Here is a 15,454-nt window from a genome sequence, read left to right as displayed (position 1 = left end):
CATCAAATGTTCTCCCCCCCCTGAAGCTGATTAAATATTGGTCTCAACCACAACAATAATAGCGACCCGTTGTCGCAAATGGAGACTGTCTTATGTTGGAGTTTCTCAACGACCTGCTCTGGGGAAAAGTCCTGATCGGTGTACTTATCACTCTGGGCCTCTGGTTCACGGTTGCATCGCGGTTTGTACAGTTCCGCTTCTTTGGCCAGATGTTCAAAATTCTTAGCGGCAAACAGTTGTTCAAGCACGAACAGCAGGGCCACCTGAGTTCGTTTCAGGCACTGTTACTTTCCGTTGCCGGACGAGTAGGGGGCGGCAATATCGCCGGTGTTGCCGTTGCCATTACACTGGGTGGACCAGGCGCCGTCTTCTGGATGTGGGTCATCGGCCTGATGGGGATGGCGACCAGTTATTTCGAATGTACGCTGGCACAAACCTTCAAAAAAGCAGAACCGGATGGCACCTACCGTGGTGGACCCGCCTACTACATCCGTCGCGGTCTGGGAAAAAAATGGCAATGGCTGGCGGCGCTCTATTCAGTATTACTGCTGGTTACATTCGGCTTCGGCTTTACCGCGATGCAGTCTTACTCGGTGGCGACCTCCTTTGAGGATGCCTTTGGCATTCCAACCTACTACACCGGCATTGCGCTGGCACTGATTGTCGGTCTGATCATCTTTGGCGGTGTAAAGCGTATCGCCAAGGTGTCCGAAGTACTGGTTCCAGTCATGGCGCTGGGCTACCTCGGTATCACGCTGGTGGTACTGGGACTGAACATCGAGCATATTCCTGACGTTATCGTACTGATTGTCAAAAGCGCGTTTGGCCTGAACCCGGCGATTGGTGGCGGTATCGGCGCGGCCATTCTGATGGGTGTTAAACGGGGCCTGTTCTCCAACGAAGCGGGGCTCGGCAGCGCACCTAATGTTGCTGCGGTTGCCTATGTCCCACACCCGGTGAATCAGGGCATCGTGCAGGCATTCTCGGTATTTATCGACACCCTGATTCTGTGCTCCTGTACCGCATTCATCATCCTGCTGAGCGGCATCTATGACCCCGCCACTATTGCCAGCCAGGGCGGTGTTGCACTGACTCAATCCGCACTGGCCGATCACGTCGGCGAATGGGGCCGGATGTTCGTCAGTATTGCGCTGTTGCTGTTCGGTTTCAGCACCATTCTGTACAACTATTATCTGGGTGAAAACAGCCTCAACTTCTTCAGTGAAGAGAACCAGAACCTGTTTAATGCCTTTCGGGTCATGATCATCTGCCTGTGCTGCTGGGGCGCCATTATGGACCTGGGTACAGTATTCGCCTTTGCTGATATCACCATGGGCTTCCTGGCTCTGGCAAACCTGCTGGCACTGGCACTACTGTTTAAGACCGGCCTTCGAGTGATGCGTGACTACGAACAGCAACGCAAAGAGGGTATCGAAACGCCGGTATTCGACGCCACTAAATTCAGCGATCTGAATATTGATCCGGCCGCCTGGGATCAGCAACCTGCGCAACAGGACGCTACCGATCTGCCGGCGGCCAATAACACGCTCAAGGCGACCTCCTGATATACAGCAACAACCGTCGCTGACGGATGTTAGCGACGGACACACATAAGCAAATGGTAACGGGCAAAGCAGCCCAATCACTGATGGAAATCTGACACATGAACACACGTCTCGAGCATGACCTGCTGGGCGATATGGAAATTCCTGCGGATGCCTGGTATGGCATTCAGACACAACGCGCCATTGATAACTTCGCGATTACCGGCGTACCCATCAGCCATTTCCCACAGCTGGTCGAAGCGCTGGCAATGGTAAAAATGGCGGCGGCAAAAGCCAATACGGATCTCGGCAGTCTTGATCCGCTTAAGTCTGAGGCGATTATTGCTGCCTGTGAAGAGATTCGCGATGGTCATCTGCATGATCAGTTTGTGGTTGATCTGATTCAGGGTGGAGCAGGCACCTCAACCAACATGAATGCTAACGAAGTCATTGCCAATCTGGCGCTGGAAAAACTGGGGCACCCGAAAGGGCAGTATCAGTACCTGCACCCCAACGATGATGTGAACCGTTCTCAGTCGACGAATGACGCCTATCCCTCTGCGGCTTGTCTGGCGATTCAGCTGGCGGCGGATCCGCTGATAGAGACCATCAAGAGTCTGATCGATGCCCTCAGAGCAAAAGGGCAGGAGTTCTCCGATGTGGTCAAGATGGGACGTACCCAGATGCAGGATGCGGTACCGATGACACTGGGGCAGGAATTTGAAGCCTTCGCGGTCACCCTGAGCGAAGATATCGACCGTCTGGGGGACGCCTGTAAGCTGCTGTGTGAGATCAACCTTGGCGGCACCGCTATCGGTACCGGCATCAACACCCATCCCCGCTATGCGGCGCTGGCCGTCAGCTATCTGGCGGAGATCTCCGGTAAGCCGATGGTGCCCGCCACTAATCTGGTCGAAGCGACCTCAGACATGGGCGCCTTTGTGCTGTTCTCAGGGGTTCTGCGCCGCTTTGCCATTAAGCTGAGTAAGATAGCCAATGATCTGCGCTTGCTGTCCAGCGGACCCCGCACCGGCTTTGGCGAAATCAGACTCCCGCCGATGCAGCCGGGCTCATCCATTATGCCGGGCAAAGTGAATCCGGTGATTCCGGAGGCGGTCAACCAGACCGCCTATCAGGTAATCGCCAGCGACCTGGCTGTGACCATGGCCGCCGAAGCGGGACAGTTGCAGCTCAATGCGATGGAACCGCTGATTATCTACAACCTGCTTAACTCGATGAAGATGCTAGGCTCCGCCTGCTCGATGTTTGAGACACGTTGCATAAAAGGCATTGAAGCAGACCGTGAGCGATGCGCCGAACTGGTGGATCGCAGCATCGGGTGTATCACTGCGCTGGTGCCCCATATCGGTTATAGCAACGCCTCCCGGATCGCCCAGACCGCATTACACTCCGGGCGCACGGTTCGGGAACTGGTGCTGTCAGAAGAACTGTTAAGCGAAGCCGAGCTGGAACATCTGCTCAGCCCACAATCGATGCTGGCACCGCAGTCATATGAACGGGAGAAACGTAGCTGATGAAACGACAAATCCTGATTCTATACACCGGCGGCACTATCGGCATGAGGTCGTCAGCGCAGGGCTATGTTCCGGATGACGGATTTGAAGCACTGCTGAAGGCCCAACTGGACACACGACCGGCGGATCAGCTTCCTGACTATCAGTTACTAGGGTTTGAACAACTGATCGATAGCGCCAATCTGACAACCGATGACTGGAGTAAAATCGGCCAGACGCTACTCGATAACTGGAATGGATATGACGGTTTCATTGTTCTGCATGGCACCGACACGATGGCATACACTGCGTCGGCATTATCATTCATTCTACAGGGAATGGATAAGCCCGTTATTGTCACAGGTTCGCAGGTACCGCTATCTGAGTTGCGCAATGATGCCCTGGATAATCTGGTGACCAGTATGATGCTGGCAGGGAACTACAAAATCCCAGAGGTCTGTGTCTACTTTAATGGTCGTCTGCTGCGGGGTAACCGCAGTAAGAAAACCAAAAGTACTGGGTTCGATGCATTTGATTCACCCAACTTCCCCTGGCTGGGGGAGGTTGGCATTAACATCGGGCTAAGGCCGGAGCTCATACTTTCACCTGAAAAGCCTGGGTTTAAACTCCCGGTATACCAGCCCGATGCGGTTGTCATGGTGCAAACCTACCCAGGTATTCCAGCCAGAATCATTGACAGTCTGATAGACACTGAAGAGGTCAGAGCATTGATTCTGCAGTCCTATGGCGTAGGTAATCCACCGGACAAAAACCAGGCCCTGATCACGTCACTGGAAAAGGCAACAGGCAGAGGGATAGTGGTCGTGAATCTGTCCCAGTGCTATCAGGGCAGTGTATATCAGGGCGCCTACGCAACCGGCGCAACACTGAACCGGCTGAGCGTTATTCCGGGGGCGGATCTGACACTGGAGGCCACCTTCGCTAAACTTCACCACCTGATCGGCCTTGGATATGATGCAGAGCGTATCAGACAACAGATCACCACACCGCTAGCAGGGGAGTGTCGCTTCGCTGATCAAAACTCTTTTGCCTGCCCTTAAGCAGGCACAGGTTAATACTGATCGCGCGATTCTCTCGCATATGTCACTTTCTCAATGCTATTCTTGAGTCGGCCACGGTAGCCAAATCGATAGTGAACCTGAGAGTCTGATCATATGGGATGTTCTGGATTAATCTATGGCTATGAGCTGGATGGCCAGGGTGGTGGAAAAGCATTAAGCGGCAGTGATATTGAAACAGGATGTCCGGATGCGGAACTGGTCTGGCTTCATTTTGATTACACCGATAGTGAAGCTCGTGACTGGATTACCCATAAGAGTGGTCTGAGCGGCGTCGTTATTGATGCACTCCTGACAGGAGAGAGTCGTCCCCGTGCGACCCAGGTTAATGAAGGCCTTTTGATAGCCCTGCGGGGGGTGAATCTAAGTCCTGATTCTGATCCCGAAGATATGGTCGGTATCCGTATCTGGATCGATGGGAAACGCATTATCACTACCCGCAGACGTAAAATGTTGTCGGCTAAGGATCTGGTCGACGCGCTAGAAGCCGGAACGGGCCCCGACAGTGCAGGGGATTTTCTGGTCATGCTATCCTCAGCACTGATGATCAGAATGTACGATACCGTTAACGCGACAGAAGATATCGTTGATGGTATTGAAGAGGAGCTGATTATGACCAGCCGCTATGAGCTGCGAAATCAGATCTCTGAGGTTCGCCGGACAGTGATATCCCTGCGACGTTATCTTTCTCCTCAGCGGGATGCAATGCTGCAGCTTAACCAGATGCGGGTTTCATGGTTTACTGAAGGGCACCGGCAAGAACTGCGGGAGGTAACCGATACGCTGATCCGTTATATTGAAGATCTGGATACCACCCGAGACCGGGCAACCGTTGCTCAGGAGGAGCTGGCTAACAGACTCGCTGAGCAGATGAACAACCGGATGTACCTGCTATCGATTGTCGCCGCGGTCTTCCTTCCTCTGGGCTTTTTTACCGGACTTCTGGGTATCAATGTTGGCGGTGTGCCGGGAACGGATAACCCCTGGGCATTCTGGATCGTCAGCGCATTGATGACAGCAACGGTCGCCGCACAGTTGTGGCTGTTTAAACGAAAACGCTGGTTTTAAGCGCTGCGGGTTTCAAGCGCTACCAGTATCAAGAACGTAGACCATCAATATTCGCCGCGCATCAGGAAACAGGCGCTGTCATATCAGATAACAGCTTACTGATTTTTTCGCGGAAGGTGTCCCGGTCGGCAGGCTTAACAATAAAGTCCCGGGCACCCGCTTTGAGACAGCGAGTCAGAATCTCCTTATCCCGGTGTGCAGTCAGCAGAATCACCGGAATATCCGTCAGTTGATTGAACTTCTGCATATACGCCAGCACTTTCAGGACATCCAGCCCAGACGTCTCATAATCAAGCAACACCAGATCGGGTCTCTGACAGATCATGGCAGGCAGCGCCTCTTTAGCGCTTTCAAACAGCATCGGATTAAAACCCGTATCAGTGAGAATCTGTTTGACTAATGCCGAGTACTCAGCATCGCCGTTGATCAGGGCAATGTTTTTCTGGTTTCCGGATACAGTGGGAATCTGCAACCGGCTCAGCTCGTTATACTCCTCTTTAACTGTTTTGGCCCAGGCTGAAATCTGCTCAAGTTTACGGTCACTCAACTCCCGGGTCTGTTCCGCTATCTTTTGATGATCAAGAATCAGATTCCGGCCTGAGTGCCCGGCAATCAGGTTAGCCAGCTCATTCAGGGCGGCAGAAAAGGCGTCTACAGTATCGGTCTGGCACGCAACCCCTTTATCGACATTATCGATAATAAAACTGTCGAGCGCTTTTTTATGTTCCAGCAGCTCTTCACCAATATAGGTCAATGCCAACTGCTGCTCTGAATGTGCAACGGCGTCAAATGCCTGCTTTACCAGCAATGCTAAACGGTGCATATCGTAAAGCGGCTTAACAATAAAATAGTTATCAACGGTCTGGTTTATACACAGTTCACATGCTTTACCAACATCCTTGCTGATGCTCAGCACAATTGAATAATGCGGGTTGCGGTCGAGGCCAAAGTCAGCCACCAGTTGGCTATAACGCTCGATGCCCTCAAGCAGATTCTGATAGGCAATCAGAATAATTTTGCAGCCTTCCCGGGCTAATGAATCACCAAAATGGTCGGGCTCCACCACAACCTCATGGCCCTTTGCCTGCAAAAAGTGCGCAACATCATCATGCAAATGTGTTTCATCACTCAGTATGATTACCACGGCTTTTGTCTTCTTCACTGAAGAGCTCTCTATAATAGATAAATAAAAACAATCTCTGCTACGCCTGAAAATACCCCTGACGCATCCCTTCGTTTCACAAGACTGTGCCTTAAAGTTAGCAGCCGAAACCGGGCAATGCCAGATTGAACAGAGCAGGGCAGTACTCCAGCCAACATTAAGCAATAAGCTCCACAAATCTTCAAATCATTATCTGTAAAATATCAACCTGGAAACGATGAACTTGAAAAATATGAACTTGAAAAAGAGTACCGCACAGTCACCGTGCATTACTGCCATACTATAGTCAGACGCATTTACAACGAAGTATGGGTAAAGTATGCAGCATCCATATAAGCCACTGGATTTTGATCATCTGAGCGAGCTGGCGCAGATCAAGCCCCGGGTACTGGAGCGTTATTTACGCTGGCAGATAAACAAACTGATCAGCCGGGCAAAACCTGAAGAGAGAGTCCGCTTACGGCAACTGCAGTTCCGGATCGATGCCATCAGATACCGCTCTAAAACACCGCTTGCAGCCTGTATTAAAATCTCGCAAATGATGCACGATGAATTTTGGCGCCTGAGGCAGGCGTTAAACTACACCACAGAAGAGCCCAACAACCTTGTTGTAACAGAAGCATCACCGGATAGAACAGCGCGCTCTCGCGGCAAGGTGGTCGTGCTGCCCCCGCGAACAGATGCTGACTCACGCAGCGCCGAGAAAAACAATCATAAAGGATTTTAACCCCTCAGGCAGATTGCGTTTCAGAGTCACTGAGGGCTTGTTTCAGTTGCTTCGCCGCCAGTGCATACCCCCCATCGGTTCCATCGACAAAGTGCAGATGGCCACCATCACTCATGCTCTCCACATAGCAGGTCATCTGCGCGGCATCCGACACATGGATACCAAAACATATCCGTCCCAACCGCTGTTCTGATTGCAGATATTCCTCTATAGCCCGATAGCCGGAAGGGGAGCAGTCCAGCACCATGCGCAGAGTGTCATCATATTTTTTAAAGTCACAGTGCAGAGGCACCCGATCAACATAGCGCTGCATCCCGGGTATCCATCTGAAGCCTTTAAGATTGAACAGCGGCACGGTCATCATCAGTTCATAGAGGGTGCGAAAAAAGACCCGGTTACAGCGGATATCGGAAGCCTGCAGCTGACGCTTAAGGTTATGCAGAAACGAGTGATAGCGGGCGTTATCCATACGTATCGGATTCGCGCTGGCAAAAGAGCCGCCCAGCAGATGCTCTATCCTGGCAATCACCCGGGGGAGCACTCTTGCATCCTTCTCATCCCGGGGCTGAATCAATATCGAAAGCGTCACGCCGTTGCCAGAAGGCACGGGCTGCCAGCGACAGGTGAGTCCGCTGAAGATCTCTGTTTTGCTGAACACCGGACGGGGTTCACAACGAAACTCTGCACTGTTTTTTACCAGTATCTCAGCCAGAGTCATACCACCGCCTTTAAACATCGCCTGGTTAACAAATTTACCGGAAAGATATTTGGCAATCTGCAGCTCTTTGCCCATCGCCCGCAAAGTTGAAACCGGCACCAGTCCCGCATGAAGCTCCAGAGCAAAGCTCTCTCTGGCATGATAACTCAGCGACTGTAGCACATTCAGGGTGTTACTCCGCATCGCTTCAGTAACCAGAACCGTGGCACCGTCACCACCAAAAATAAACGGCAGCCCCGGGTTCACCAGATTCAGCTGGGCAGTAATTGCCGCCGCTCCGATAAAGTTAACATCCCGATAGTTACCCCGTTCAATCGCTTCGGTGGAGCCACGCACATCGACAACCGATACATACCAGTCATCCGGTACCGGCCGATAAAAACGCCCATCCGCAATCTGTGCTATATCTGTAAAACCTGTTAACTGCCGATAGAACGCTTCCATCTGCTCTGCCTGTCCAAATCACCGAAAACCGTCTGCTTTATCTTCAATCACTCAGCCACAGCTGACAAGCATCACATATACCACTTTGTTGATGGAGAAGGGGGTACAGCAGACCCTCTCAAACCATAAAACGAAACAGATCCTGCCGGTCATTAAGATATTCAAAGCGGATCTGCTTCTCCCTCATTCGGGCCAGCAGCGGCTGCAGATCCTCCTTACAGGACAGCTCAATACCGATCAGCGCGGGCCCGCGGTCGCAGTTATTCTTTTTCGAATACTCGAAGCGGGAGATATCATCACGGGGGCCCAGCACCTCGACAAGAAACTCCCGCAGGGCACCGGCGCGCTGAGGAAAGTTAACGATAAAATAGTGCTTCAGCCCCTCAAACAGCATCGCCCGCTCTTTGATCTCTTCAGTCCGTAAAATATCGTTGTTGCCACCACTGACAACGCAGACCACGGTTTTACCGCGGATCTCATCGCGAACGCTGTTCAGCGCCGCAATCGATAATGCTCCGGCGGGCTCAACCACAATCGCCTCCTGATTATATAACTGCAACATGGTGGAGCAGACCTGTCCCTCAGGCACAGTAATCACCCGTTCAAGATTCTGCCGACAGATCTCAAAAGTCCGTTCACCCACCCGTTTAACCGCCGCGCCATCAACAAAGTTATCGATCTGAGTCAGCGTTTCATTACTGCCCGCCGCTAATGAGCCACTCATCGATGCGGCCCCCTCGGGTTCAACACCGATCAGGCGGGTCTGGGGGGAGCTCTCGCGGAAGTAGGATGACACCCCTGAAGCCAGTCCGCCTCCACCGACCGGCATCAGCAACATATCAGCCTGAGCATCGGCTGCAGCCAGTTGATTGAGAATCTCCACCCCCACCGATGCCTGGCCCTCGATCACTTTAGGGTCATCAAAGGGATGCACAAACGTGGCCTGTTCCGCGTGACAAAACAGCATCGCCTGTTGAAAAGCATCATCAAAGGTGTCGCCGACTAAACGGACATCCACCAGCGATTTACCATATTTGCGCACCTGCTCAACTTTCTGTCCCGGGGTGGGAGCCGGCATGAAGATCGTCGCCTTTAACCCCAGCAGGGCGCAGGCGTAAGCCACCCCCTGAGCATGATTTCCGGCACTGGCACAAACGATTCCCTGCGCCTGTTGTGCCGGCGTCAGGCTGACAATTTTGTTATAGGCCCCGCGGATCTTATAGGAGCGAACCAGCTGTTGATCTTCCCGTTTTAGATAGATCTCGGCACCATAGCGTTCGCTCAGATTTTCGCTCCGCACCAGCGGAGTATGGGTGACCACCGACTTAAGGCGTTGCGCCGCAGCCAGAATCTCATCAAGGGCAGGGTAGTAATCACAGGTATCTGCGGTGTTGTCTGTAAAAACAGCGTTGTTCATCAGGGATCTCCAGATCTCAATCATGATTGAATAATCGGTTACCCAGACCCCGGCGGCGGATTTCAGAAATAAAAAACCCGCCGGTGAGGGCGGGTTTTTTATGTTTTGCTAAGACATGCGCTAACCCACCAGTTCCTCGGAAATGATGGTAATAATGCTGCGGCTGTCAGTTGCGAATAGGTTCATGGCTGCGATGATGCGCTATTTGATCTTTTGCGTCAACAGGTAGAGCGCTGATGAATCAACAGTATCGGCAGCTAACAGAATATCGAAGTAAGTACTTACACTCAACACAGCATCTTTAATTACTGCAATAAATCCACTCGGCTTTTCACTGACCTGTTTAATAGCGGATAGCGGGAGGGCCTGCTCCTCAACCGGTTATGGTTGAGCGCTGATAGGGGGGTTACTCAACAATGGCCGCCGATTTAATCTGCGCCCAGACGCTATCGCCGACACTCAGTCCCAGGCTATACAATGATCGCTGGGTTAAACGACTGAGAATATAGTTTTTACCGATTTTCAGACGCACGATAGCGATACCGGGATGGTCACCATCGCTGATCTGATCCACCACCGCTGGCAGCACGTTAGCGATACTACTGCTGTGATCCGCCGTCAGCGCCAGGCTGACATCCCGGGCCATCACCTGAAAGCGCACCGTCTGGCCGACATGAAAACTAAGATCCCGAATCCAGAGCTCGCCCCCCTCAAAACCGGCCAGCGCCAGATGCCACTGTGGCTGGAGTCCGGTAATCCGTGCTTCGATAATCGCGCTGCCCGCATCACTGGCCTGTTGTGGCAGCTCAGCATGGGAGAAGGTTTCATTAAGTGGGCCAGCAGACTGCACCACTCCCTGATTCAGCACCACCAGGTGGTCCGCCAGACGAGCCACCTCATTGGCGGCATGGGTCACATAGATCACCGGCATCTCCAGCGCTTCATGCAGTCGTTCCAGAAACGGCAGTATCTCCCGTTTACGGGCCAGATCCAGCGCGGCCAGTGGCTCGTCCATCAACAACAGGCGGGGATTTACCGCCAGCGCCCGGGCGATAGCAACGCGCTGCTTCTCCCCTCCGGAAAGCCGCTCAGGCTTTCGATCCAGCAGATGCGCGATCCCCAGCAGATCAACGATCTCATCCAGCGAAAAACCATCATGCCGGTGCGGCTGACGTTTGAAACCATAGTTGAGATTGGCTTTAACACTCAGGTGAGGAAACAGATTAGCTTCCTGAAACACATAACCGATAGGACGCTGATGGGTTGGCAGAAAATGCGTTTCATCCTGCCACACCTCGCCTTTCACTGTCAGCGAGCCGGCCGCTCTTTCAAGACCCGCAATACAACGCAGCAAGGTAGATTTACCCGACCCCGACGGGCCAAACAGCGCGGTCACTCCCTGAGATGGCAGGTTCAGATCCACATCCAGCGCAAAGCCGGCATAGTTAAGTTTAAATCGGGCATGAATATCGGCGCGCACAGACATCAGCGTGTTCTTCTGTTGGGGTTAAAGGTATAAAGCAACAGCAGGATGACAAAGGAGAACAGCAGCATCGTGAGCGCCAGCGAGTGGGCCTGACCATACTCAAGCGCTTCCACATAATCATAGATCTGTACCGACACCACCCGCGAGACACCGGGAATATTGCCCCCCACCATCAACACCACACCAAACTCACCCACCGTATGGGCAAACCCCAGTACGCTACCGGTGAGAAAGCCCGGCAGGGCCAGCGGCATAGCGACACTGAAGAAACGGTCTAACGGACTGGCGCGCAGGGTGGCGGCCGCTTCCAGGTAGTTCTCCCCGATATTTTCAAACGCCAGCTGAATCGGCTGCACCACAAAGGGCAGGGAGTAAAATACCGAGGCCACCACCAGCCCGGCAAAGGTAAAAGGCAGGGTGCCTATCCCCAGCGCCTGGGTGATCTGACCCACAACCCCCTGCGGCCCCATCAGCAGCAACAGATAAAAACCTAACACCGAAGGTGGCAGCACAATCGGCAGAGCCACCAGAGCTTCAAAGAATGATTTCAGGCGACAACGGGTGTGCGCCAGCCACCAGGCGATCGGCGTACTGATAATCAGCAGCAGCAAAGTCACGATGCTGGCCAGCTTAACCGTCAGTAAGATTGCCGCCCAATTTCCGTCACTGAACATCACCGGGACTCCCGAACAGATTAAAGTTTATAGCCATAGGAGCGGATAATCGCCGCAGCAGGCGCCGATTTAAGAAAGTCGAGCAGTGCGGTTGCAGCGATATTATCCTTGCCCCGGTTTAACAGCACCGCATCCTGACGGATCGGTGTATACAGGTCAGCAGGCACAACCCAACCCGATCCGGCACTCAGCTTGCCCTCTTTCATCACCTGCGACAGCGCCACAAACCCCAGTTGGGCATTGCCGGAAAACACATACTGATAAGCCTGAGCGATGTTTTCACCCTGCACCAGTTTGCCCGCCAGACGCTCATAAAGCCCCAATGTCTGCAGCGTTTCCACCGCCGCTGCCCCATAGGGAGCCAGTTTAGGATTCGCCAGCGACAGGTGCTTAACGCTATCTGACCTGAGGATATCCGGGCTGTCATCTGCCACAAAACCGGCCTGTGAAGACCACAATATCAGCGATCCCTGAGCGTAGGTAAAACGGCTGCCCGGCACACTCCAGCCCTGTTCCTCAAGTTTTTGGGGCTTGCTGGCATCGGCAGAGAGAAACACCTCAAAAGGAGCTCCGTTCTGAATCTGAGCAAAAAACTTACCCGATGCCGCAAAAGTTAGCACCACTCTGTGGCCGGTCCGCTGCTCAAACTCTGCGGCGATCTGCTTCATAGGAGCGGTAAAGTTGGCCGCCGTGGCCACCTGAACGGTTTCTGCCCGGGCAACCGTTAAGCCGAACAGCAACGCGCAACCACTTAACAAAATAAGCATCTGTTTTATCATAAAGCTCCCTGATCCAATCAGTTAACTGGCCACAGCCAGGATGACACTGGAAGATTTAATCAACGCAGTGACTTCACTGCCAATTTTCAGCCCCATCTCCGTCACACTGTCGTTGGTAATAATGGCAGTCAGGGTTTTGCCGCCGGGCAGCTCGACCATCACCTCGGCGTTAACCGCTCCCTCATGGCAACGCACCACATGACCGGTAAGCTTATTACGGGAACTGGTTTTAAGGTTTCTGTAGGTGGTCAGGATGACCCAGGATGACTTGATCATAGCGTAGGCTTCACTGCCCACTTCAAGCGCCAGATGTTCGACACTGTCACAGGTTATGTTAGCAACTATCTCATCGCCGCCCCCGATATCCAACACCACCTCCGCATTAACCTCGCCATGCTTGATCGCTTTGACTCTGCCGGAGAACTGATTCCGCGCGCTGGTTTTCAAATCGTACTTCCTGATAATGTTGTAGTAGGCCTCAAAGTCTTCCATCACCTGATTAAGCTGATTCAGAACCTGCTGCCGCTCTTTATCGAGACGTCGGTAAGCCGACACCAGCCGGCGACCATTGACGGTCAGCACTGCACCACCACCATTGCGGCCACCCACCCGCCGTTCAACCAGTGGAGCTTCCGCCAGGTTGTTAATCGCTTCAACCGCATCCCAGGCGGTTTTGTAGCTCATCCCCATCAGGTTGGCTGCAGCAGTAATCGAGCCACAGGCATCGATCTGCTCCAACAACTCCAGATGGTCGTATTTACGGCCACGATCCATCAATGGCCCCTTATCCGGCGTATTCATCCAGGTCTCCTCAACCTCCGTCAGAAAGCCTATGCGCTTAACATGACGCTGCCAAAAGCGCTATTAGGTATAACTATATAGCGGTTATCGCGATAAAAACAAACCAAGCCTTATTCCCCCTGTACCAATGATGGTTTGTCGCTGCCCCATCAGGCCCGAAAGTCACCTGCGCAACAGTGCCGGAAAATCCGGCGGCGGCAGATAACAACCGTTATCAGGTATCACTATATAGCGTACTGCATAAGGAGTGCCATTCTTTAACTGATTGTAAATAAAGGATTATCTTATTTTTATTTTGTTAGATTACTGACAATTCTGAGAAATGTGGCATGCAAAATGTCGTTCGCTGTCCTGTTTACAACACGCCCGGATAACCCGGTCAGGATGAAGATATACGGCTCTGATTCAGATTAGTCACCACTAAACATGACAGATATCAATGGAATGCTGAATGCTAGCCATAGGTATCATTGTTCCGCTGAGGATAGTCCATATGATGATCGCAAATAACCTTACAAACTTAATGGATAAAGGAGAGCGGACAGATGGATCAACAGAAGCAGGGAAACCCCGCTGTCGTCGGGCTGGGAGGCTTCGGATTAACGACGATGGTGCTGCAGTTTCACAACGTTGGCTGGATGGGCATCGGCCCGGTGATCTGGCTGGGGCTGATCTTTGGCGGCCTGGCGCAGATGATCGCGGGGTTTCAGGAAAAATCCACAGGCAACAACTTTGGCTATTGCGCCTTTACCGCCTATGGCGCGTTCTGGATATCACTGGCGTTGCTGCTGATCGGTAACCAGTTCAACATCTACGTCTCCAGTAAAACCGATATCGGCTGGTTCCTGGTGGCATGGACACTGTTCACCGCCATCCTCTGGGTTGGTGCATTGCGGATTCACGGGGCGATGGCCACCACCTTCACACTGCTGCTGATCGGCTTTATCCTGCTGGATCTGGCTCACTTCGGCTATCCACAACTCACCGTTGTCGCAGGGTATGAGCTGATGGTCACTGCGCTGGCCGCCTGGTATATGATGGCGCATGTTATTTTTGCTGATGTCTATGGACGCAGCATTCTGCCGGTCGGCAACCCCTGGATCAAAGCCTGAGAGGAGATCATCATGTATTCTATTCGCAAACTTGCCCGACTGGCGCTCACCGTTACAGTTACCACAATACTCAGCACTACCACCGCCATCGCCGACGAAGGAGCAGCCACTCCGGATGAAGTCGTCACCAAAGTATGGGGTGCGGCTAAGGTGCTGCAAACCAAAGGGGCTTCGGCGATTCCGTCACTGAACAATGCCGATGGCCCCTGGGTGTGGAAAGACAGCTATGTGTTTGCCTTTGACTGCCGGCTTGACCGGATGGTGGCCCACCCGATGCGCCCGGATCTGGTGGGTCGGCCTATCATGCAGGTCACCGACAACAACGGCAAGCGCATCTTTAAGGAGCTGTGCGACGCCGCGAAACATAAAAACGGCGGCTGGGTCGACTATCAGTGGACCAAGCCGGGGGCAGGGCAGACATCGCGTAAATTAAGTTACGCCGTGACCGCCGATCTGGCGTTCTCCACCGGTATTCAGGTGGCTGCCGGGGTTTATGATGAAACTCTGTCCGTGGAGCAACTCAATAAGATGACCGAACAGCTGGCCGACCCGGGCAGTTTTGATCATTAAGCCTGTTGCGGCCAACAAAAAGCCCGCAGTTGCGGGCTTCAGCAGCTCCTGCACAAACATTCCCCCTGTAGGAGCCCTTTTTCAAGGGCGATAAAACAATCGCCGCGAGGGCGCACCTCCTACAACAACATCCTACAATGGCTACATCTGCAGGAGCCCTTTTCAAGGGCGATAAAACACTCGCCGCGAGGGCGCACCTCCCACACCAAGATCCTACAATGGCTGCATCTGCAGGAGCCCTTTTCAAGGGCGATAAAACACTCGCCGCGAGGGCGCACCTCCTACAACAAAATCCTACAATGCCTGCATCTGCAGGAGCCCTTTTCAAGGGCGATAAAACACTCGCCGCGAGGGCGCGC

14 protein-coding genes are annotated in these 15,454 nt (G+C 52.9%); 7 read left to right on the top strand and 7 right to left on the bottom strand.

Annotation, left to right across the window (positions count from 1 at the left end):
* Window positions 1-92: 92 nt before the first annotated feature.
* The 4 genes from JW499_RS04685 to JW499_RS04670 all read left to right on the top strand — a co-directional run bounded on the left by JW499_RS04685 (window position 93) and on the right by JW499_RS04670 (window position 5,205).
* On the top strand, window positions 93-1,565 hold the full coding sequence (locus JW499_RS04685; RefSeq protein ID WP_205209508.1) for an alanine/glycine:cation symporter family protein: 1,473 nt from the start codon (window positions 93-95) through the stop codon (window positions 1,563-1,565).
* A gap of 98 nt (window positions 1,566-1,663) precedes the next feature.
* Window positions 1,664-3,079, top strand: coding sequence for an aspartate ammonia-lyase (locus JW499_RS04680; RefSeq protein ID WP_205209507.1), 1,416 nt, complete (start codon window positions 1,664-1,666; stop codon window positions 3,077-3,079).
* Window positions 3,079-4,119: an asparaginase gene (ansA, locus tag JW499_RS04675; protein WP_205209506.1), complete on the top strand. Its 1,041-nt coding sequence runs from the start codon at window positions 3,079-3,081 to the stop codon at window positions 4,117-4,119. Before JW499_RS04680 ends, ansA begins: the two co-directional genes overlap by 1 nt.
* Window positions 4,120-4,233: 114 nt before the next feature.
* The gene (locus JW499_RS04670; protein WP_205209505.1) at window positions 4,234-5,205 is read left to right on the top strand and encodes a zinc transporter ZntB; all 972 of its coding nucleotides are present in this window, start codon (window positions 4,234-4,236) and stop codon (window positions 5,203-5,205) included.
* 61 nt (window positions 5,206-5,266) lie between these two features.
* Here JW499_RS04670 and JW499_RS04665 read toward each other — a convergent pair whose 3' ends face one another.
* Window positions 5,267-6,367: a response regulator gene (locus tag JW499_RS04665; protein WP_205209504.1), complete on the bottom strand. Its 1,101-nt coding sequence runs from the start codon at window positions 6,365-6,367 to the stop codon at window positions 5,267-5,269.
* Window positions 6,368-6,686: 319 nt separating this feature from the next.
* Here JW499_RS04665 and JW499_RS04660 point away from each other — a divergent pair, with 319 nt between their 5' ends.
* Complete coding sequence (locus JW499_RS04660) at window positions 6,687-7,094, top strand: DUF3135 domain-containing protein (RefSeq protein WP_205209503.1); 408 nt, start codon at window positions 6,687-6,689, stop codon at window positions 7,092-7,094.
* Between the two features lie 4 nt (window positions 7,095-7,098).
* Here JW499_RS04660 and JW499_RS04655 read toward each other — a convergent pair whose 3' ends face one another.
* From JW499_RS04655 to JW499_RS04630, 6 genes are all read right to left on the bottom strand, one after another.
* Window positions 7,099-8,256 carry a DUF3095 family protein gene (locus JW499_RS04655; protein ID WP_205209502.1) on the bottom strand — a complete coding sequence of 386 codons (1,158 nt, stop codon included), beginning with the start codon at window positions 8,254-8,256 and terminating at the stop codon, window positions 7,099-7,101.
* Window positions 8,257-8,374: 118 nt separating this feature from the next.
* Window positions 8,375-9,673 carry a threonine ammonia-lyase IlvA gene (ilvA, locus tag JW499_RS04650; protein WP_205209501.1) on the bottom strand — a complete coding sequence of 433 codons (1,299 nt, stop codon included), beginning with the start codon at window positions 9,671-9,673 and terminating at the stop codon, window positions 8,375-8,377.
* 406 nt (window positions 9,674-10,079) lie between these two features.
* Complete coding sequence (modC, locus tag JW499_RS04645; protein ID WP_205209500.1) at window positions 10,080-11,159, bottom strand: molybdenum ABC transporter ATP-binding protein; 1,080 nt, start codon at window positions 11,157-11,159, stop codon at window positions 10,080-10,082.
* Window positions 11,159-11,833: a molybdate ABC transporter permease subunit gene (gene modB / locus JW499_RS04640; RefSeq protein ID WP_205209499.1), complete on the bottom strand. Its 675-nt coding sequence runs from the start codon at window positions 11,831-11,833 to the stop codon at window positions 11,159-11,161. The genes modC and modB overlap by 1 nt, the downstream gene beginning before the upstream one ends.
* Before the next feature lie 20 nt (window positions 11,834-11,853).
* On the bottom strand, window positions 11,854-12,612 hold the full coding sequence (modA, locus tag JW499_RS04635) for a molybdate ABC transporter substrate-binding protein (RefSeq protein WP_205209498.1): 759 nt from the start codon (window positions 12,610-12,612) through the stop codon (window positions 11,854-11,856).
* A gap of 21 nt (window positions 12,613-12,633) precedes the next feature.
* A complete protein-coding gene (locus JW499_RS04630) occupies window positions 12,634-13,413 on the bottom strand; it encodes a TOBE domain-containing protein (RefSeq protein ID WP_205209497.1) in 780 nt (259 codons plus the stop codon).
* Between the two features lie 545 nt (window positions 13,414-13,958).
* On the opposite strand from JW499_RS04630, the gene JW499_RS04625 reads away from it, so the two are divergent.
* Together JW499_RS04625 and JW499_RS04620 are read left to right on the top strand one after the other, a co-directional pair.
* Entirely contained in the window at window positions 13,959-14,525 is a 567-nt protein-coding gene (locus JW499_RS04625) for an acetate uptake transporter (protein ID WP_205209496.1), read from the top strand.
* Between the two features lie 12 nt (window positions 14,526-14,537).
* Window positions 14,538-15,095, top strand: coding sequence for a cache domain-containing protein (locus tag JW499_RS04620; protein WP_205209495.1), 558 nt, complete (start codon window positions 14,538-14,540; stop codon window positions 15,093-15,095).
* Window positions 15,096-15,454: the final 359 nt, after the last annotated feature.

This window comes from Amphritea pacifica (assembly GCF_016924145.1).
Taxonomy (GTDB): Bacteria; Pseudomonadota; Gammaproteobacteria; order Pseudomonadales; family Balneatricaceae; genus Amphritea; species Amphritea pacifica.
Note: the sequence above shows the minus strand (reverse complement) of the source record. Positions and strands in the feature narration are given on the sequence as shown.